Annotated in this window: 20 protein-coding genes; 11 read left to right on the forward strand and 9 right to left on the reverse strand. The window is 71.2% G+C overall.

Annotated features, from left to right (window positions below; translation table 11 throughout):
• Window positions 1–33 precede the first annotated feature (33 nt).
• Window positions 34–324: a chorismate mutase gene (locus tag CRP30_RS02375; RefSeq protein WP_097182353.1), complete on the forward strand. Its 291-nt coding sequence runs from the start codon at window positions 34–36 to the stop codon at window positions 322–324.
• 31 nt (window positions 325–355) lie between these two features.
• Here CRP30_RS02375 and CRP30_RS02380 read toward each other — a convergent pair whose 3' ends face one another.
• Window positions 356–649: a hypothetical protein gene (locus CRP30_RS02380; RefSeq protein ID WP_097182354.1), complete on the reverse strand. Its 294-nt coding sequence runs from the start codon at window positions 647–649 to the stop codon at window positions 356–358.
• 409 nt (window positions 650–1058) lie between these two features.
• On the opposite strand from CRP30_RS02380, the gene CRP30_RS02385 reads away from it, so the two are divergent.
• From CRP30_RS02385 to CRP30_RS02400, 4 genes are read left to right on the forward strand one after another with little or no spacing between them, the layout of a single operon-like run.
• Window positions 1059–1613 (forward strand): carboxymuconolactone decarboxylase family protein, encoded by a 555-nt coding sequence (locus CRP30_RS02385; protein ID WP_097182355.1) that lies wholly within the window; start codon window positions 1059–1061, stop codon window positions 1611–1613.
• A complete protein-coding gene (locus tag CRP30_RS02390; protein ID WP_097182356.1) occupies window positions 1610–2527 on the forward strand; it encodes an RNA polymerase sigma-70 factor in 918 nt (305 codons plus the stop codon). Before CRP30_RS02385 ends, CRP30_RS02390 begins: the two co-directional genes overlap by 4 nt.
• 9 nt (window positions 2528–2536) lie before the next feature.
• A complete protein-coding gene (locus tag CRP30_RS02395; RefSeq protein WP_097182357.1) occupies window positions 2537–3268 on the forward strand; it encodes a PIG-L deacetylase family protein in 732 nt (243 codons plus the stop codon).
• A gap of 12 nt (window positions 3269–3280) precedes the next feature.
• Window positions 3281–3580: a TfoX/Sxy family protein gene (locus tag CRP30_RS02400; protein ID WP_097182358.1), complete on the forward strand. Its 300-nt coding sequence runs from the start codon at window positions 3281–3283 to the stop codon at window positions 3578–3580.
• Between the two features lie 18 nt (window positions 3581–3598).
• On the opposite strand, the gene CRP30_RS02405 is transcribed toward CRP30_RS02400, so the two are convergent.
• Window positions 3599–4258 (reverse strand): response regulator, encoded by a 660-nt coding sequence (locus tag CRP30_RS02405; RefSeq protein ID WP_097182359.1) that lies wholly within the window; start codon window positions 4256–4258, stop codon window positions 3599–3601.
• Window positions 4255–5460: an ATP-binding protein gene (locus tag CRP30_RS02410; protein ID WP_235003126.1), complete on the reverse strand. Its 1206-nt coding sequence runs from the start codon at window positions 5458–5460 to the stop codon at window positions 4255–4257. The genes CRP30_RS02405 and CRP30_RS02410 overlap by 4 nt, the downstream gene beginning before the upstream one ends.
• A gap of 134 nt (window positions 5461–5594) precedes the next feature.
• Here CRP30_RS02410 and CRP30_RS02415 point away from each other — a divergent pair, with 134 nt between their 5' ends.
• The 3 genes from CRP30_RS02415 (at window position 5595) to CRP30_RS02425 (ending at window position 7721) form a co-directional block, all read left to right on the forward strand.
• The gene (locus CRP30_RS02415) at window positions 5595–6542 is read left to right on the forward strand and encodes a PspC domain-containing protein (RefSeq protein ID WP_097182360.1); all 948 of its coding nucleotides are present in this window, start codon (window positions 5595–5597) and stop codon (window positions 6540–6542) included.
• Window positions 6535–6840, forward strand: a complete 306-nt coding sequence (locus CRP30_RS02420; protein WP_097182361.1) for a hypothetical protein — start codon at window positions 6535–6537, stop codon at window positions 6838–6840. The genes CRP30_RS02415 and CRP30_RS02420 overlap by 8 nt, the downstream gene beginning before the upstream one ends.
• Before the next feature lie 119 nt (window positions 6841–6959).
• A complete protein-coding gene (locus tag CRP30_RS02425) occupies window positions 6960–7721 on the forward strand; it encodes an META domain-containing protein (protein WP_097182362.1) in 762 nt (253 codons plus the stop codon).
• On the opposite strand, the gene CRP30_RS02430 is transcribed toward CRP30_RS02425, so the two are convergent.
• Window positions 7703–8302 carry a dienelactone hydrolase family protein gene (locus CRP30_RS02430; protein WP_097182363.1) on the reverse strand — a complete coding sequence of 200 codons (600 nt, stop codon included), beginning with the start codon at window positions 8300–8302 and terminating at the stop codon, window positions 7703–7705. The genes CRP30_RS02425 and CRP30_RS02430 overlap by 19 nt on opposite strands.
• Before the next feature lie 63 nt (window positions 8303–8365).
• On the opposite strand from CRP30_RS02430, the gene CRP30_RS02435 reads away from it, so the two are divergent.
• The gene (locus CRP30_RS02435) at window positions 8366–9052 is read left to right on the forward strand and encodes a helix-turn-helix transcriptional regulator (RefSeq protein ID WP_097182364.1); all 687 of its coding nucleotides are present in this window, start codon (window positions 8366–8368) and stop codon (window positions 9050–9052) included.
• A 166-nt stretch (window positions 9053–9218) separates the two neighbouring features.
• Here the strand turns inward: CRP30_RS02435 and CRP30_RS02440 are convergent, their stop codons facing one another.
• From CRP30_RS02440 to guaB, 4 genes are all read right to left on the reverse strand, one after another.
• Window positions 9219–11636, reverse strand: a complete 2418-nt coding sequence (locus tag CRP30_RS02440) for a P-loop ATPase, Sll1717 family (protein WP_143278388.1) — start codon at window positions 11634–11636, stop codon at window positions 9219–9221.
• Window positions 11637–11767: 131 nt separating this feature from the next.
• On the reverse strand, window positions 11768–13330 hold the full coding sequence (gene guaA / locus CRP30_RS02445; RefSeq protein ID WP_097182366.1) for a glutamine-hydrolyzing GMP synthase: 1563 nt from the start codon (window positions 13328–13330) through the stop codon (window positions 11768–11770).
• Window positions 13330–14478 (reverse strand): GuaB3 family IMP dehydrogenase-related protein, encoded by a 1149-nt coding sequence (locus CRP30_RS02450; RefSeq protein ID WP_097182367.1) that lies wholly within the window; start codon window positions 14476–14478, stop codon window positions 13330–13332. The genes guaA and CRP30_RS02450 overlap by 1 nt, the downstream gene beginning before the upstream one ends.
• Before the next feature lies 1 nt (window position 14479).
• Window positions 14480–15994: an IMP dehydrogenase gene (gene guaB / locus CRP30_RS02455; RefSeq protein WP_097182368.1), complete on the reverse strand. Its 1515-nt coding sequence runs from the start codon at window positions 15992–15994 to the stop codon at window positions 14480–14482.
• 138 nt (window positions 15995–16132) lie between these two features.
• Here guaB and CRP30_RS02460 point away from each other — a divergent pair, with 138 nt between their 5' ends.
• Together CRP30_RS02460 and CRP30_RS02465 are read left to right on the forward strand one after the other, a co-directional pair.
• Entirely contained in the window at window positions 16133–16534 is a 402-nt protein-coding gene (locus CRP30_RS02460; RefSeq protein ID WP_097182369.1) for a DUF5319 family protein, read from the forward strand.
• A 221-nt stretch (window positions 16535–16755) separates the two neighbouring features.
• A complete protein-coding gene (locus CRP30_RS02465) occupies window positions 16756–17391 on the forward strand; it encodes an ATP-dependent Clp protease proteolytic subunit (protein ID WP_097182370.1) in 636 nt (211 codons plus the stop codon).
• A gap of 79 nt (window positions 17392–17470) precedes the next feature.
• On the opposite strand, the gene CRP30_RS02470 is transcribed toward CRP30_RS02465, so the two are convergent.
• On the reverse strand, window positions 17471–18196 hold the full coding sequence (locus CRP30_RS02470; protein ID WP_097183079.1) for a response regulator transcription factor: 726 nt from the start codon (window positions 18194–18196) through the stop codon (window positions 17471–17473).
• Window positions 18197–18363 lie beyond the last annotated feature (167 nt).

Below are 18363 nucleotides of genomic sequence, written 5' to 3' on the forward strand. Positions count from 1 at the left end.
GGGCCGGATGGGCCCCGACCGAAGGACATCCTCATGAGCACCAGCCCCTCCCCCGCCGCCCCCGCCGCCGTCACCGGCACCGAGGTGGAGCGGATCGCCGAGCTGCGGACCGCCATCGACGCGTGCGACGCCGAGATCATCGAGGTCGTCCAGCGCCGGCTGGCCGTCTCGAAGGAGATCGGCGCGCTGCGCTCGGCCAGCGGCGGCACCCGGCTCAACCTCTCCCGGGAGAAGCAGGTGCTCGACCGGTTCCGCGAGGCGCTCGGGCCGGACGGCGCCGCGCTGGGGATGCTGCTGCTGCGTCAGGGTCGCGGCCGGCTGTAGGGGCGACCGCCGCGCCTCAGGGGATGGCGCCTCAGGGGACCGCGCGCCAGACCAGGGAGTCCTCGTCGCCCAGCGCGGAGACCTCCAGCAGCTGACCCGGGCAGTGGGCCAGCACCTCCGCAGCGAGGGCGTGCGCCAGCTCCAGCCCCGCCTCGAGACCGTCGGCGGCCGCCTCCGTCGACACCCGGAGCAGCCCGCGCCCCTCCTCCCGCCAGACGCGCAGGTCGCCGTCGTCCGGCCGGAGCTCCGCGCCGAGGGCGCCGACGGCGGCGTCGTCGAGCGGACCGTCCGGCCGCAGCGCGAGGAAGAGGGTGAAGGAATCCACGTCGGCAGTCTGCCCGCCCCGTCGCGCTGTATCCGGGGACCCGTCCGCCGCCTCCTCCCGGCAACAGCCTCCCGGAGGGACGTGCCCATGCCCGAACAGATGCCGGTACCGCCGTTCCGGTTCCGGCTGCCCGCCGACGTCGCCGCCCGCATCCGGGCCACCGCCCCGCAGCGCCTCTGCTGACCCCCTCGTCCGGACCGTCCGGCCCGCCCTGACCCCGCGGACCACCCGGACGGGACGGAGGCCGGTGCGCGGTGCGCGCCGGTCGCCGGGACCGGCCGGGTCGCAAGGGGGAGGACCCGGCCGGTCCCGAGCCACCCGTTCCGCCCCGCCGTGTCACGTCCCGCGTGTCACGAACAGGACCCCTCCGCCGTCTCCATGGGCACCACCCCGTGGAGAGGACACCGACATGGCCCGCATCTCCCTCGACCCGCCCCGCACCCGCCTCTACCGGCTGGCCGAGTGGTACGCCCGCCGCACCTACGGCGTCATGCCCGACCCGCTCGCCGCCATGGGGCACAACCCGCGCGTCCTCCTCACCGACGCCGGCTTCGAGACCTCCCTCGCGCGCTGGAACCGGCTGGACCCGACGCTCAAGGCCCTCGCCGTCATGGCCTCGGCCGTGGACATCGGCTGTTCCTGGTGCGTGGACTTCGGCTACTGGATCAGCACCCTGGAGGGCGTGGACCCGGCCAAGCTCCGCGCCGTCCCCACCTGGCGGGACGGCGACGTCTTCACCGACGCCGAGCGCCGGGTCATGGGCTACGCCGAGGCGGTCACGGCCACGCCCCCCGCCGTCACCGACGCGATGGTCGCGGAACTGCGGCGGCACCTGGACGACGCGCAGCTGGTCGAACTGACCATGATGATCTCCGTGGAGAACGTCCGGTCGCGGTTCAACAGCGCGCTCGGGCTGACGAGCCAGGGGTTCCGGGACCGCTGCGAGATCCCGGCGTCGGCATGACGTCGGCCCTCGCGCCGTTCGACCGGCACCGGCGGCTGCTGTTCACGGTGGCGTACCAGATGCTCGGCAGCGTCGCCGACGCCGAGGACGTCGTCCAGGACACCTGGTTGCGCTGGTCGGCCGCCGCCCGGGACGACGTGCTCGACGAGCGCGCCTACCTCGTGCAGATCGCCACGCGCCTGGCCCTCGACCGCCTCGGCTCGGCCCGCGCGCGGCGGGAGACCTACGTCGGCCCCTGGCTGCCCGAGCCGCTCATGACCGGCGGGGCCGCGGTGGGGGGCGCACCGCCGGCCCCCGACCCCGACCACGCCGCCGAGCTGGGCGAGCAGGTGTCGCTCGCGCTGCTCGTCGTCCTCGAGACGCTGTCGCCGGCCGAGCGGGCGGTGTTCGTGCTGCGCGAGGTCTTCGGCATGTCGGCCCGTGAGGTCGCCGACGTCCTGGGCCGGACCGAGGCTGCGGTCCGGCAGATGGGGCACCGGGCCCGCGAGCACGTCGAGGCCCGCCGTCCCCGCTTCGACACCGACCGCCGGGCACAGCGGGAGGCGACCGAGCGCTTCCTCGCCGCCGCTGCCGGTGGCGACGTGGAGGCGCTGCTGGCCGTCCTCGCACCCGACGTCGTCCTGGTCACCGACGGTGGTGGGAAGGCCAAGGCCGCGCGGCGGCCCATCTCCGGCGCCGACAAGGTGGCGCGGTTCCTCGCCGCCGTCTCCTCCGAGGGGCTGGAGATCCCCGGCCTGCGGGTCGAGCTCGCCGACGTGAACGGTGCCCCGGCGATCGTCGGCTGCCAGGGCACCGAGCCCTTCCTGTCCATGTCCGTCGAGCTCGCCGAGGACGGCCGGATCGCGCAGGTGCTGCTGGTCCGCAACCCCGACAAGCTGCGGGGCATCGCACGTCCTCCGGAGCGGCCCTTCTAGGCTCCGGCGGTGACCCAGCCCCCGCGCGTTCCGGCCGCCTCCGTCGAGCGCGTGCTCTGCGTCCTCGCCCACCCCGACGACGTCGACTTCGGCAGCGCCGGCACCGTCGCGACGTGGACGGCGGCCGGCACGGAGGTCGTCTACTGCATCGTCACCGACGGCGACGCCGGCGGATTCGACGAGACGCCGCGGGACCAGATGGGTCCGCTGCGCCAGGCGGAGCAGCGGGCCGCTGCGGCCGCCGTGGGCGTGAGCGACGTCCGGTTCCTCGGCTACCCCGACGGGCGGCTGGAGCTCACGCTCGACCTGCGCCGCGACATCAGCCGGGTCATCCGGCAGGTGCGGCCGCAGCGCGTGCTCACCACCTCGCCGGAGCGGTTCTGGGACCGGATCGGCGCGAGCCACCCCGACCACATGACGGTCGGCGAGTCGACGCTGCGGGCGGTCTACCCCGATGCCCGCAACCCGTTCGCCTTCCCGGAACTCCTGGCCGACGAGGGTCTCGACGCCTGGACGGTGTCCGAGGTCTGGCTGGGCGCGAGCCCGCGGGCCGACCACGCCGTCGACGTCACCGACGTGCTCGACCGGAAGCTGGCGGCCCTGCACTGCCACGTGACCCAGGTCAGCCACAACCCGGACGTCGACCGGTTCGTCACCGGGTGGATGCGGCAGACCGCGAGCCGGTTCGGCCTCCCCGAGGGACGGCTCGCCGAGGCCTTCCACGTCGTCAGTACCGCGTGATCTGCTGCGGGCATGACGGAGTCGTGGGAGGACCTGGTCGAGCGGACGCGGGGCGGGACCGTCACCCCCGGGAGCATGTTCGGCTGTCAGGGCCTGCGGACGGGGAGGAAGTTCTTCGCGATCTGGTGGCACGAGCAGCTCGTCGTGAAGCTGCCCGCCGACCGGCTGCAGGACCTCGTCGCCGGCGGGAACGCGGAACCCTTCGAGCCGATGGAGGGTCGCCGGATGAACGGCTGGGCCGTCCTGCGCGGGACGGAGGACTGGGATCCCCTCGTCGCCGAGGCCCGCGCCTGGACCGAATCCCAGCAGTAGCCGAGTCCCAGCAGTAGCTCAGAGCAGGCGGTTGGTCGCCGCCCAGCGGGTGAGCTCGTTGCGGTTGGACAGCTGCAGCTTGCGCAGCACGTTCGAGGCGTGGGACTCGACCGTCTTCACCGAGATGAACAACCGCGACCCGATCTCCCGGTAGGTGTAGCCCCGGGCCAGCAGCTGCATCACCTCGCGCTCCCGGGCGCTGAGCAGGTCGAGGCCGGGGTCGGTCGCCTCCTCCTCCGGCTCCGGTGCCGCCGGGCCGCCGGCGGCGAACGCGTCCAGCACGAAGCCGGCCAGTCGCGGGCTGAAGACGACGTCGCCCTCGGCCACCCGCCGGACGGCGTCCAGCAGGTCGCCCCCCGAGATCGTCTTGGTGACGTAGCCCCGCGCGCCGGCCCGGATGACGGCGATGACGTCCTCGGCCGCGTCGGACACCGACAGCGCCAGCCACTTCACGTCGGGCAGCTCCGCGCGGAGCGTCTCCAGGACGGTGCGCCCGCCGCCTCCCGGCATGTGCACGTCGAGCAGGACGACGTCCGGTCGGGTGGCGCGGATGCCGTCGACCGCGGAGGCGACGTCCGCGCCTTCGCCGACGAAGGTGACGTCTCTGCCGAGCTCGGCGCGCACACCGGCGCGGACCATGGCGTGGTCGTCGACCACGAACACACGGGGGGCGGTCATGGGGTTGCTCCTCTCGGGAGCACGAGCTCCACCTCTGTTCCCTCGCCGGGCGAGGACCGGACCACGGCCGTGCCACCCAGCCGCCCGAGCCGGCCGTTCACCGAGTCGCGCAGTCCCCGGCGGTCGTCGGGCACCTCCGACGGATCGAACCCCTTCCCGCGGTCGCGGACGTACACCGACACCCGCTCGGGCGTGACCTCGGTGTACAGGTCGGCAGCCGTGGCACCGGAGTGCTTGGCGGCGTTCACCAGCGCCTCGCGGGTGGCCGCACCGAGGCCCGCCAGCGCCTCGTCCACCGGGGCGTCACCGACGACCACCGGGTCGACGAGGAGCTCGTGGTCGGCCTCGACGTCGGAGACCATCTGCGCCACCAGGCCGGCCCAGGTGCTGCCCTCGCGGACCACCTTCGGGTCGTACAGCCAGGCGCGCAGCTCCCGCTCCTGGCTGCGGGCCAGCCGGCTCACGGCCTGCTGGTCCTCGGCGTTGCGCTGGATCAGCGCGAGCGTCTGCAACACCGAGTCGTGCAGGTGGGCGGCGACGGCGGCCCGCTCCTCGGAACGGACCCGCGCCGTGCGCTCCTCGTCCCGCGAGGCGAGCAGCCGGCGCCAGATCGGCGCGGTCGCCAGGATCACGCCGGTGAGGATGACCAGCGTCGCGGCGAAGCCGTTGCGGGCGTTGGCCAGCTGACCGGTCGTGGCCAGCAGCAGGATCAGACCACCCGCAGCCAGGGCCGCTCCCCCGGCGAGCGCCCAGCGGACACCGGGCAGGTTGAGCGTGCGGTCGGTGTCGAGCTGGCGCCAGATCACCGCCATGCCGACGGCGACGAAGATGAGCGGGAGCACGAGGTCGCCGCTGCTGAAGCGGGCCACCTGGCCGAGCACGGCCGCCGCGGCGATCCCGAGGAGCACCAGGGTGACCAGCTGACGCTTGCTCTTCGGCATCTCCAGCCGGAAGGCCGCCGGCGTCGGGTCCTCACCAGGGGCGGCCACGGGCATGGTCAGCCAGAGCAGGCCGTACATCACGACGCCGATGCCGAAGGTCGCCAGGACGACGAAGGCGACGCGCACGACGAGCGGGTCCTGGCGCAGGTGGGTGGCGGTGCCGGCGGCGACTCCGGCCAGCATCCGACCGGACCGCGGGCGCGCCAGCGGCGGCCGGGCAGCCGTCGGCTCCGGTGGCGCTCCGGTCGCAGTGGTGGTCACGTACTGGATCGTCGCACCGCGAGGCATGCCCGCGACACGGGTGATCACCCTGGAAGAGCGGTGCCGGCCGATCCAGGGTCGGATGGGGGCGTTCCCTGATGGATTCAGGAGCCCGCGGTGGGCAGGCTGCTGCCATGACTTCCGCACCCCCTCCCGCCGCACCCCCTCCCCTGCCCCCGCCGATGGAACCGCCGTCCTGGCCGCCACCCTCGCCCCAGCCTCCGGCGGTCCGCCCGCAGCTGCGCCGCAGCCGCACCGACAAGGTCCTCGGTGGCGTGAACGGCGGCCTGGCCGAGTACACCGGCATCGACGCGCTCCTCTGGCGGGTGGGCTTCGTGGCCCTGACCCTGGCCGCGGGCACCGGCGTCCTCGTCTACCTGCTGCTCTGGGTCCTCATGCCGGCCGGGCCGCACGGCGCCCCGGGTGCTCCCGGCGCCGCAGTGGCCACGACGGCGCAGAAGCCGGCCCTCCCCCGGTCGCCGGTTCCGCGCATCACCGTCGCCGCCCTGCTGATCGTGGCCGGGCTGATGGCGGCCATCGCGAACCTCAGCGACTGGGACATCGGCCCGCGCGGGGTCCTCGGCAGCCTGCTGGTGGTCGTCGGCCTCGGCCTCGTGGCCGCGGCGTTCAGCAACGGGCGCACCGCACGGGGCGGCCTCGTCGCCGTCGGCGTCGTGCTCTCGCTGGCGCTGGTCGCCGTCTCCACGGTGGGCAGCGCGGACGGCGGCGTGGGTGACCGGACCTACCGGCCGGCCACCGTGTCCGAGCTCCGCGACGTCTACAACGGTGGCGTCGGCGACGTGACCGTCGACCTGAGCCGGCTGGACAAGGGCATCTCCGGACGGGGACTGGACGTGGAGGTCGATCACGGTGTCGGCGACCTCGAGATCATCCTGCCCCGCTCGGCGGACGTGCAGCTGGAGGGCAACCACGGCCTCGGTGACATGGACGTCTTCGACAGCGGGTCCGAGACCGACGGCTTCTTCCCCGGCCAGGGCCGGTCCTGGTCGGACGACGGTCGGGCCGAGTTCGTGATCACCGTCAACGCAGGAGTGGGAGACGTGGAGGTGTCCCGTGGCTGACTACAGCGAGTTCCCGACCACGCCGACGGCCTGGCAGGAGGCGCAGCTGCGGGACTGGCAGACCGTGACCCCCCTGTCCACCGAGGACGCGCCGGAGCCGGAGCGGCGGCGGTCGGTCGACCTGGGTGCGCTGATCCCGGGCGTGCTGTTCATCGCCCTGGCGGTCGTGGCGATGGCCGGCGTCGACCTGCCGTTCGGCTTCTGGGAGGACGGCGGCTTCGTCTGGATCCTGCTCATCGGCGGCGGGATCGCGCTGCTGGTGTCGGAGCTGAAGAAGTCCCGGCGGCGCCGGACCTGACCGGCGGAGCGGACGTCACGAGGGCCCGGGGAGCGAACGCTCCCCGGGCCCTCCGTCGTGCACGGGGCCCTCGGTCCGCGCGCAGGGAACCCGGCGGCACCGTCGGGCGTGCAGAGGACGTGCAGCGCACCGCACTCTTCCTCGCCGCCGCCCTGGCGCTCGCCGCCTGCGGTGGGGGGAGCGGCACCGCCGCCCCCGGCGTCGTCGGGGAGTGGGAGTTCGCCGGTGGGACGGCGGACGGCGCGGACCTCCCCCGGCCGGCCGGTGCCCGCGCGACGCTCGACCTCACGGGCGAGGAGGCTCGCGGCACCGCCTTCTGCAACCACTGGTTCTCGTCCTACCGGCTCGACGGCTCGTCGTTCGTCCTGGACGGGATCGGCAGTACGGAGATGGGCTGCGAGCCCGACGTGATGACGGCGGAGAGCGCCTTCCTCGCCGCCCTCGGGGACGTGGACAGCGCCGCGGTGGACGGCGGGGACCTGCTGCTCACCGGGAACGGCGTGGAGCTGCGCTTCACCCCCGTCGCGCCGGTCCCCGACAGCCCGCTCGAAGGCACCCGCTGGGTGTTGGAGACCGTGGTCGAGGGCCAGACCGCGTCCTCGACCGTCGGTGACCCCGCCGTCCTGCTGCTCGGCGCCGACCGCCGTGCGGAGGCCTCGACCGGTTGCCGGACGATCACCGGCACCTGGCTCGTCGAGGACGGGTCCCTGGTCATCGACGACCTGCTCGGCGACGGGGCGACGTGCCCGCCCGACCTGGCCCCCCAGGATGCCGCCGTGCAGGCCGTCCTGCAGAGCGGCCCGACACTGCAGATCGAGGAGGTCCGGCTGACCCTCACCGCCGACGACGGCCGGGAACTCGTCTACCGGGCAGAGAGCTGACCGTCGACGGCTGCGCAGAACGTCAGTGCCCGCCCCCACAGCAACTCGGTCGCCGACGCATCGAACTCGTCCGGGAGGCTCGGGTCGGTGAACAGGTGGCCACTTCCCGGGTAGTCGAAGACCTCGACCGACGCGCCTGACGCCCGCACGTCCGCCAGGAAGGCGTCGTTCCACTCCTGGTGGCGCAGCGGGTCCGTCTCAGCGGCGTGCAGCTGCACCGGGACCCCGGACGGCCAGGCGGTCGCGCCCAGCATCGCCACAGGGAGGGCGCCGGAGAACATGAGCGCGCCCGAGCACCGCCCCTGGACGGCCACGTACTCGGCCATGCCCGCACCGTTCGAGAAGCCGGCGGCCACGAAGCCGTCGGGAAGATCCGCGACCCCGTCGAGAGCTGCCGCCATGAGGGCCGGAAACCCGATGGAGTCCACGTGGGCGCCGGCCTCGGCGTAGTCGTCGAAGACGCGCCCGTCGTACTGGTCGACCACCCGGACCTGGTGGCCCGCGGCGCGCAACCTGTCGGCGGCGTCGAGGACCCCGCGGCGGACTCCGAGCACGGAATGGAAGAGAGCGATCGTCGTCATGGACGGACCATCGCGTGGCCTCGGTGACACCGTCCTGTCACCGTCTCATGCCACGATCCGGACGTGAACCGCACGGACCGGATGCATGCCGTCTCCGAGGAGCTCCGCCGCGCGGGCAGCCGCGGGCGCACTGCCCAGCGACTCGCCGAGTGGCTGGAGGTCTCACCGCGGACGATCAAGCGGGACGTCTCCGCACTCCAGCAGGCCGGCGTTCCGATCTGGGCGACCGGTGGACCGGGCGGCGGTTACGTCCTCGACGCCGTTGCGACGCTCCCGCCGGTGAACCTGACCCCGGCCCAGGCGGTGGCGGTCGCCGTGGCCCTGGCCGGAGCCCCGGACGCCCCGTTCGCCGTGGACGGCCGTGCGGCACTCGAGAAGATCCTGGACGTGCTGGGCCCCGGCGCTCGGGGCGACGCCGAACGGCTCGGTTCCCGCGTGTGGGTGCGGGAGCCGCGGCACCGGCGGTCCCCTGCGGCCGCCGTCGTCGAGGAGGCGCTGCTGCGCCGCCGCGTCCTGGCCATCCGTTACCGCGGAGGATCCGGCGAGGTGACGCGGCGTCGGGTGGAACCGGTCTTCCTCGCCCGGCCCGGGACCCACTGGCAGCTGGCCGCCTGGTGCCGCGAGCGTCAGGCGCCGCGCTGGTTCCGCTGGGACCGGATCGAGGCCGCGGACCTCACCACCGAGACCGCGCCGGACCACGACCCGGCCATCTTCGGCACGCCGCCCGAGGACGCGCGTGCCGTCAGGTGACGTCATGGAGCGGCCTCTCGCGGAGGATCGCGCCAGTCTCCGAGGCTTGGAAGGCGACAGAAGTCCGGTGCCCACGGAAGGGTACCGGGCGGCTCGCCCTTGCGAAGAAAGGGTGACATAGGCATACCTGTGCAAGCAGTTTGAACCATGCCAAGGTTTTCGCGAACTAAGAGCCAGGCACTTCGCTCACTAGAGGCAACTTCTCCCCGACCGCTTCAGCGGCCAAGTCGTCGTCCGCAATCTCCAGGAATGGCCGGAACGCTGGGTGGATGCGATAGCGCGCCGGGCTGCCTCGCTCCGCGCTAAGGCGTCGAGCCAATGCCCTATGCTTCTTTTCCGACGTCTCATCACTAAAATACTCGTAAATGTCGTCTCCGACTTCCAACCCGAGGAACGAAGAGCGAAGGAGCGTGCCGGTTAGCTTCTCGAGGTCCGAGGCTTCGTCCCTACGCAACACGGCGGCGAGTTGATCGGACGACAGCGTCGCCGTTCCGCCAGCGAAGTCGAACAACAGGTCGGCAAGCCCTGCCTCGGGGTCACTCTCTACCACCAACGCTTCGAATGCGAACTGCGAGTATGCCCGCTCACCCCCCACAACGTCGGCCTCCTCCACCCGGGAGTGGCGACTATTGGTCGCCTCGAGGAGTGCGGCATTACACAGATAGACAAGGTCTCGAGGGCGAGGAAGAACCCGCCAGAGCATGTACTCGCGCGCCGCCATTCCCCGAACCGTTGGACTAAAAAGGCGTTTCCACAGCAAAGGTCCGTCTGCGTCTGTGACCGCTGCGTAGCGATCCTCAATCACACGTGACAGGAGTTGCCGGTCAGGCCATCGGATTTGCAGCACATCCATCTTGTCGGGTTCGCGCGCGTGCCGCAAAACCATACTGAAGATGTCCGCTCGCAGGAACACGGTGAGAGTCACATTTACTTTCGCGCGCCAAGCGTTCTCGCGAGAGAAGTCGCGGGCTACATGCCCAACGGCCGACAAGAGTCCGAAGATAACTCGAGAAAGACGCTCGTAATCAGCCCCCCGCTCCCACGCTTTGTCGAGATTGTCAATCAGTAGAGCAACTCTCTCCCTGGAGCCAAGCGCCTCACCGATGAGCCGCCGCATGTCTCGGAGCGTCGATGTATGCAACTGTTCATTTAGAAAATTCCTGACATTGCCAACACCGTCGGGCATAGATGGAAGTCCCGCGAGCAAATCCTGAACTACCCCTTCAAGGCGGACTGCCATGTCTTGCTCTAGCCCCACGCCCAGGTCTTCTAGGTAGGCCCGCAGCGCGTCCATCGCAGACCCGGAAGCGATCCCGGCAGGTTTGCCTTCCGCTTCCCTCACCGCCGCGGCCGCGATCTCACAGTGAAGTAGGTACTCCCACAGACCGTTCAGGAAATAATCTGCTTCACCCCTTTCTGGCAGCATATCCAGAACTTCGAGCAAGCTCTCGAGCTCATAACCGGTTGGCTTTATAACGGTCACGAGGTTTCGCTTGTCCCTGCCCAGTTCGGCAGCCGCCTGGAGCATTGTCGCCGTCTTGCCCGTACCCTTCCGGCCAACGAAGATCCCTGTGCCGCCCTGCCTGCGGATGACCCGCGCGTACTCGGCTGTGGGAACGAAGTAATCATTGAGCTCGTCGGCTTCATACTCCGCGACATATTCCCCCAACGCGAGCGGGAGACCGAGCGCCTCGTGCAGTCTCGCCGGAGTGGAACCCGCCTGAGTAGGGAGATCGTCCAACCAGGTATTCAACCTGTTCTGGACATCTCTTACTGACGCAAATTTGTAGAGCAAGTCCTGATAGTCGATCGGCGGGTCGAATGTATCCTCTGCGAGCATCAGCAGCGGACGACCGAGACCGGCTACCATGCCGGCCACCAAGCTCGCCCGAGCATTGTGTATAGCGGACCTCGTCCGCTGCAGGCCCACCATGTACACGAGCGAGGCCGAGGAGCGGTGAATCATCTCCGCGTAGTAGCTAAGGGGAGCGTAACCCCTCTCATCTTCATCCGAACGCAGAACAGCCAGGTTTTTCCGCTTACTTAGCTCACGATCAATTGTTCTAGGTGCATCCCCTCGCAACCGAGTAGGAAAGTAGAACAACGTTCGTGGATCCACGCCAAATCGGAAGTCCTTCTGAAGGTGGTCCCAGAGGAGCTCTCGACCATCTAGGTCCGGGCGTTCCTTCGAGTAGCCCGCTGCGATTAGTTCCGAGTCGCCCTGATAATTGAAGTAGCCAATGGAACTAAGTATGCCGAAGGATTTCCAGTTCTTAACGGCATTCTCGTCGGTGCCATCCAAAAGAAGCCAGACGCGCTTTCTTTTTGCGATCGCGTATCCGACCTCGTACAAGACGTTTTGATTCAACGAGCCGATCTCGGCCACGACTACTTCGGCTGTTTCAATGGCCTGTTGAATCTCGCCGATCATGACTCGCCCACCAACCTGCAGATCCTGCCAGGTGCGAGTCATTAGCCGAGTGCGGGAACCGATCAGCCCAGCACCAGCCCGGATAGTCTCAGCTTGAAGGCTAGGACTTCCCGGATAGGCAAAGAAGACGGACTTGGCAGCTGCGGTCGCCATGCCGTCATCCTTCAGCAAAAGGAGGGCTCTGTCATGAGCAGACTCAGGATTGCCATGTCAGCGCACCCCGCCCGTGCTACTGCTGCTCAGAGTCCGGGTTTTGGTCCCCGCGATACGTCAACCGGCATCGCTCACTCCCACTCGATCGTTCCCGGCGGCTTGCTGGTGACGTCGAGGGTGACCCGGTTGACCTCGTGCACCTCGTTCGTGATGCGCGTGGAGATCCTCGCCAGCACGTCGTAGGGCAGCCGCGTCCAGTCGGCGGTCATGGCGTCCTCGCTGGACACCGGCCGCAGCACGATCGGGTGCCCGTAGGTCCGCCCGTCGCCCTGCACGCCGACCGACCGGACGTCGGCGAGCAGCACGACGGGGCACTGCCAGATCTCGCGGTCCAGCTTCGCCGCGGTCAGCTCGGCCCGGACGATCGCGTCGGCCTTGCGCAGGATGTCCAGCCGCTCCTGGGTCACCTCGCCGACGATGCGGATGCCGAGGCCAGGTCCGGGGAACGGCTGGCGCCACACCATCGACTCGGGCAGGCCGAGCTGCAGCCCCACCTCGCGGACCTCGTCCTTGAACAGCGTCCGCAGCGGCTCGACCAGCGCGAACTGCAGGTCCTCGGGGAGCCCGCCGACGTTGTGGTGGCTCTTGATGTTCGCCGTCCCCGTACCGCCACCGGACTCGACGACGTCGGGGTAGAGCGTGCCCTGCACGAGGAAGTCGACGGTGTCGCCGTGCTCCTTGGCGTCGCCGACGACGTCGAGTGCGGCCTGCTCGAACACCCGGATGAACTCCCGGCCGATGATCTTCCGCTTCTCCTCGGGGTCGGAGACCCCGGCGAGCGCGCCCAGGAACTGCTCCCGGGCGTCGACGACCCGCAGGTCCACTCCGGTGACCGCGACGAAGTCGCGCTCGATCTGCTCGGTCTCGCCCTCGCGCATCAGCCCGTGGTCGACGTAGACGCAGGTGAGGCGGTCACCGATCGCCCGCTGCACCAGCGCGGCGGCGACGGCGGAGTCGACCCCGCCGGACAGCGCGCACAGCGCCCGTCCCTCGCCGATCTGCTCGCGGATCCGCTCCACCTGCTCCTCGACGACGTTGGCCATCGTCCAGGTGGGCTCGAGACCGGCGATGTCGAACAGGAAGTGCTCGAGGACCGTCTGCCCGTGGGCGGTGTGCCGGACCTCGGGGTGGAACTGCACGCCGGCGAGCCTGCGGTCGACGTCCTCGAACGCGGCCACCGGCGCGCCGGTGGACGTCGCGGTGACGGTGAACCCGGGGGGCGCCTCGCTGACGGCGTCCCCGTGGCTCATCCACACGTTCTGCTCGATCGGGAGGGAGCCGAACAGCCGGCCCTCGGTGGTGACGGTCAGGGGCGTGCCGCCGTACTCGCGGTCGCCGGTGTGCGCGACGGAGCCGCCGAGGCTCTGCGCCATGGCCTGGAAGCCGTAGCAGATGCCGAAGGCCGGGACCCCGGACTCGAAGAGCGTGGGGTCCACCTGCGGGGCGCCGGGCGCGTAGACGCTCGACGGCCCACCGGAGAGCACGATCGCCGCGGGCTTGCGGGCGACGATCTCCTCGGCCGGGACGTCGGAGGCGACGATCTCGGAGTAGACGCCGGCCTCGCGGATCCGCCGGGCGATCAGCTGGGCGTACTGCGCTCCGAAGTCGACGACGAGGACGGTCGGGAAGTCCATCAGTCCGCCCGACCGCCGATGGCTCCGCCGAGTACCAGGTCCACCCGCTGGAACTCCTTGAGATCGCGGTAGCCGGTCTTGGCCATCGTCCGGGCGAGCGCGCCGAAGAGGTTGGTGCGCCCGTCGGAGGTGTCCGCCGGGCCGAGCAGCACCTGCTCCAGCGTCGCGACCGGGCTGATCGGCGCGGACGTGCCACCGCGCGGCAGGCGCGGGTGTGCGGCGACGGAGTCCCACCAGATGCCCCCGGCCGGCGCCTCCGCGGCGATGCGCAGCGGCTCCCCCAGCTGGACGGCGTCGGCACCGCAGGCCAGCGCCCGCGCGATGGCGCCGCTGGTCTCGATGCGGCCGTTGGCGATGACGTGCACGTACCGGCCGCCGGTCTCGTCGAGGTAGTCGCGGCGGGCGGCTGCGGCGTCGGCGATGGCACTGGCCAGCGGCACCCGGATGCCCAGGACGTCGTCGCTGGTGGAGAAGCTGTCCGCACCCACGCCGACGATGACGCCGGCCGCGCCGGTCCGCATGAGGTGCAGCGCCGTCGTGTAGTTCGCCGCCCCGCCGACGATCACGGGGACGTCGAGGTCGGCGATGAACTGCTTGAGGTTCAGGGCATCGCCCTGCGTCGTCACGTGCTCGGCCGAGACGATCGTGCCCTGGATGACCAGCAGGTCGACCCCGGCCTTCAGCGCCGCCGGGGCGAGCTGCTCGGTGTGCTGCGGGGACACCCGCACCGCCGTCGTCGCCCCGGCGTCGCGCATCTCGCGGATGCGCTCGGCGATCAGCTCCGGCTTCACCGGCTCGCAGTAGACGTCCTGGAGCAGGGCCAGCGGCGGCGCTCCCTCGCCCGCGGCGTCGCGGAGCTTGCGGAAGACCGGCTCGGGGTCCGCGTAGCGGGTCCACAGGCCTTCGGCGTTGAGGACGCCCAGGCCGCCGGCCCGACCCACGGCGATCGCCGTCGCCGGGCTGACCACGGCGTCGGACGGGCTGGTGACCAGCGGGATGCCGAAGCGGAAGGCGTCGATCTGCCAGGCCGTCGAGACGTCGTCGACGTCGCGGGTGCGCCGGGACGGGACGATCGAGACCTCGTCGAGGTCGTAGCCCCGGCGGGCGAACCTGTTGAGACCGATCTCGACGGTGTCGCGTGCGCTCATGTCAGCGGCCCCGGTAGTTCGGTGCTTCGACGGTCATCTGGATGTCATGGGGGTGGCTCTCCACCAGGCCCGCCGACGTGATGCGGGTCAGCTGCCCGCGCTCCTTGAGGTCGGCGACGGTGGCCGCGCCCGCGTAGCCCATGGAGGCGCGCAGGCCGCCGACGAGCTGGTGGGCCACGCCGGACAGCGCGCCGCGGTAGGGCACCTGACCCTCGATGCCCTCGGGCACGAGCTTGTCGTCGGAGAGGACGTCGTCGGCGAAGTAGCGGTCGCGGCTGAAGGACTGGTTGCCGCGCTTCTGCATGGCGCCCAGCGACCCCATGCCGCGGTAGGTCTTGTACTGCTTGCCGTTCATGAAGACGAGCTCGCCCGGGGCCTCCTCGACCCCGGCGAACAGTCCGCCGATCATGACCGTGTCGGCGCCGGCGACCAGCGCCTTGGCGATGTCGCCGGAGTACTGCAGGCCGCCGTCGGCGATCACCGGCACCCCGGCCGGGCCGGCCGCGAGCCAGGCCTCGTAGATCGCGCTGACCTGCGGCACGCCGACTCCGGCGACCACGCGGGTGGTGCAGATCGAACCCGGCCCGACGCCGACCTTCACCGCGTCGGCCCCGGCGTCGACGAGCGCCTGCGCGCCGGCGCGGGTGGCGATGTTGCCGCCGACGACCTCGACGCCGTCGTCGCCGCCGAAGTCCTTCTTCACCCGGGCGACCATGTCCAGCACGGCCCGCTGGTGGCCGTGCGCGGTGTCGACGACCAGCACGTCGACGCCCGCGTCGACCAGCAGGCCGGCGCGCTTGTAGGCGTCGTCACCCACGCCGAGCGCCGCACCCACGACGAGCCGCCCGTTGGCGTCCTTGGTGGAGAGCGGGAACTGGTCGCGCTTGACGAAGTCCTTGACGGTGATGAGCCCGCGCAGCCGGCCGGCGCCGTCGACCAGCGGCAGCTTCTCGACCTTGTGCTTGGACAGCAGGGCGAGCGCGGTGTCGGCGTCCACGCCCACGGGGGCGGTGATCAGCGGCATCGGCGTCATGACGTCGCGGACGAGCCGGTTGGGGTCGTTCTCGAAGCGCATGTCGCGGTTGGTGACGATGCCCAGCAGGACGCCGTCGGCGTCGACCACCGGGGCACCGGAGATCCGGTAGCGGGCCGAAAGCTCGTCGACCTCGGCGAGGGTGTTGTCGGGCGTGCAGGTGACCGGGTTGGTGACCATGCCGGCCTCGGAACGCTTCACCAGGTCGACCTGGCCGGCCTGGTCCTCGGCGGCCAGGTTGCGGTGCAGGACGCCCATGCCGCCCACCCGGGCCATGGCGATGGCCATGCGGGCCTCGGTCACGGTGTCCATGGCGCTGGACAGCAGCGGGACGGCGAGCCGGATGCGCCGGGTGACCTGGCTGCTGGTCTCGACCTCGGTCGGCACGATGTCCGACGCGCCCGGGATGAGCAGGACGTCGTCGTAGGTCAACCCGAGCGGGGCGAACTTCGCCGGCAGCTCGGGTACGGAGTCGGGCTGCATGAGGACGCGGCCACCCTTCGGCAGATCGGGTCGAACTGCGGTCGGCGTTCGTCGCCGGACGCGGGGGGAATGCCCACGATCGTAGGCGGCGGCCGGAAGCGGCGGTGCTCTGCCTGCCGGGCCGTTACCGTGGAGGGCGTGACTCCGTTCGACGACGCCTCCGGCCCCGACTTCGGGCCCCCCGATCCCGGGGGCCAGCCCCCGCTGACGATGGAGGAGCGCGCCGGCGTACTGGACGACCTCGCCGAGCTCGAGGTGTTCCGCACCCTGCTGGAGCCGACGGGCATCAAGGGCATCGTCGTCGACTGCCCCGACTGCGACGAGGAGCACCACGTCGACTGGGCCCTGATGCAGGCCAACCTGCGCCAGCTGCTCGACGAGGGCCAGACCGGTCGCCACGAGCCGCCGTTCGACCCGAACCCGGACGACTACGTCAGCTGGGACTACGCGAGCGGCTACGCCGACGGTGTCGCGGCGACAGCGGAGCACGAGGAGCCGACGGGCCAGCAGGGCGCCGGCCGCCACGCCCGCGACGACTGAGCAGGTCGCACGCACCGAGATCGCCACGAGGCCGGTCATCCCCGCAGGGGTGACCGGCCTCCTCGTCCTCTCGGGCGAACTGTCTGTTGTCAATGCTCTTTCGCGGTCGGCGCAACAATTCAGCAGTAAGCACAAGAGCCATTTCTGCGGCGCTTTCTCCGACCATTCCCAGCAGACTCCGGGGCGACAGCACATCCCCTGCGCCGTGGAGGTCCGGACCCATGAACCCTGTCGCGTCGAACAGCGCAATTCCCCGCCTGCTGGGCGAGGGCGGCACGTCGGCGAGCCTGACGGACGCCGTCTACGGCCGCCTGCTCGGCGAACGCATCATCTTCCTCGGCAAGGAGGTCGACGACGTGATCGCCAACCAGCTCGCCGCCCAGATGCTGCTGCTGGCGGCCGACGATCCCCGACGCGACATCCACCTGTACATCAATTCGCCGGGCGGCTCGGTCAGTGCCGGCATGGCGGTCTTCGACACGATGCAGTTCATCGACTGCGACGTGGCCACGTACGGGATGGGCATGGCCGCCTCGATGGGTCAGTTCCTGCTGACCTGCGGCACCCCGGGCAGGCGCTTCGCGCTGCCCCACACGCGGATCATGATGCACCAGCCGTCGGCGGGCGTCGGGGGCACGCAGTCCGACATCGCGATCCAGGCCGAGCTGTTCGGCCGCCTCAAGCGCGAGATCAACGAGCTGCAGGCGGCGCACACCGGCCAGAGCGTGGAGCAGATCGAGCAGGACTCCGACCGCGACCGCTGGTTCACCCCCGACCAGGCGCTCCAGTACGGCCTCGTCGACCACGTCGTCGCGCAGGCCGCCGCACTCCCGGTGTCGGACAACCCCGTCGGCTAGGTCCGCGCCCGCACACGCCAGAGGGCGGTCATCCGGCTGTGGATGACCGCCCTCCGGCGTAACGGGGCGCCGTCGGCGCTCAGGTCATGATGCCGCGGCGGAACCCCGTCGCGACGGCCTCGGCGCGGTCCTTCGCGCCGAGCTTGCGGAACAGCCGGCGGGCGTGGGTCTTGATGGTGTCCTCGGACAGGTAGAGCTCCCGGCCGATCTGGGCGTTGCTCTTGCCCTGGCTCATGCCCGTGAGCACCTGCATCTCCCGCATCGACAGCGCCGCGGCGGGCGTGGCCTCGCGGACGGTCGAGCGCACCGTCGTCGGAGCCGAGCCGTTGAGCGGGGTGGCCCCGCTCCACGCCGGCACACCGTTTACCGGGGCGGGCCCGACCTGCTGGGGGATGCGGGCACCGTCGGCACGCAGCCCCACGCGGGACAGGCCCAGCCCCATCTCGATCGGGCTGGCGTCCCAGCGGAGGTAGCCGCGCGCACCGAAGGCCACGGCGGCCCGGACGCTCTCGGCGTCGTCGGGGGCGCCGAGGACCAGCACCGGGAGTCCCGGGTAGGCACGCAGGGCCTGGGTGGCGGCGCTCAGCCCGGTGTCCACCGCTCGCTGGGTGCCGACGATCAGCACGTCGGGCGACCGGGTGGCCAGCCGGGACATGAGGGACGCGGCGTCGGCCACGACCTCCACCCGGCCGACGAAGGGCAGGGCGACCAGGCGGGAGGCGACGTCGTCGCGGACCCGCCGACGCTCGTCGTACATCCAGACGGTGGCACCGTTGACCGGCCCGCGGATCCTGTCGTCGATCACGCCGTGCTCCTCGCTCCCCCCGGTCGGCATCCGCCCGGGCCCGAACCGCCCGGGGAACACCCGGGCGGGAGTCGCTCGGTGGCCCTGCGGAGCAGCCACCTCTGCGGTGGTCGCGGCTCGCTTCCGGGGGCCGTACACCTCCGGAACCGACGCGTCCACAACCCACC

The sequence above is a fragment of the Blastococcus haudaquaticus genome (assembly GCF_900230285.1).
Lineage (GTDB): Bacteria > Actinomycetota > Actinomycetes > Mycobacteriales > Geodermatophilaceae > Blastococcus_B > Blastococcus_B haudaquaticus.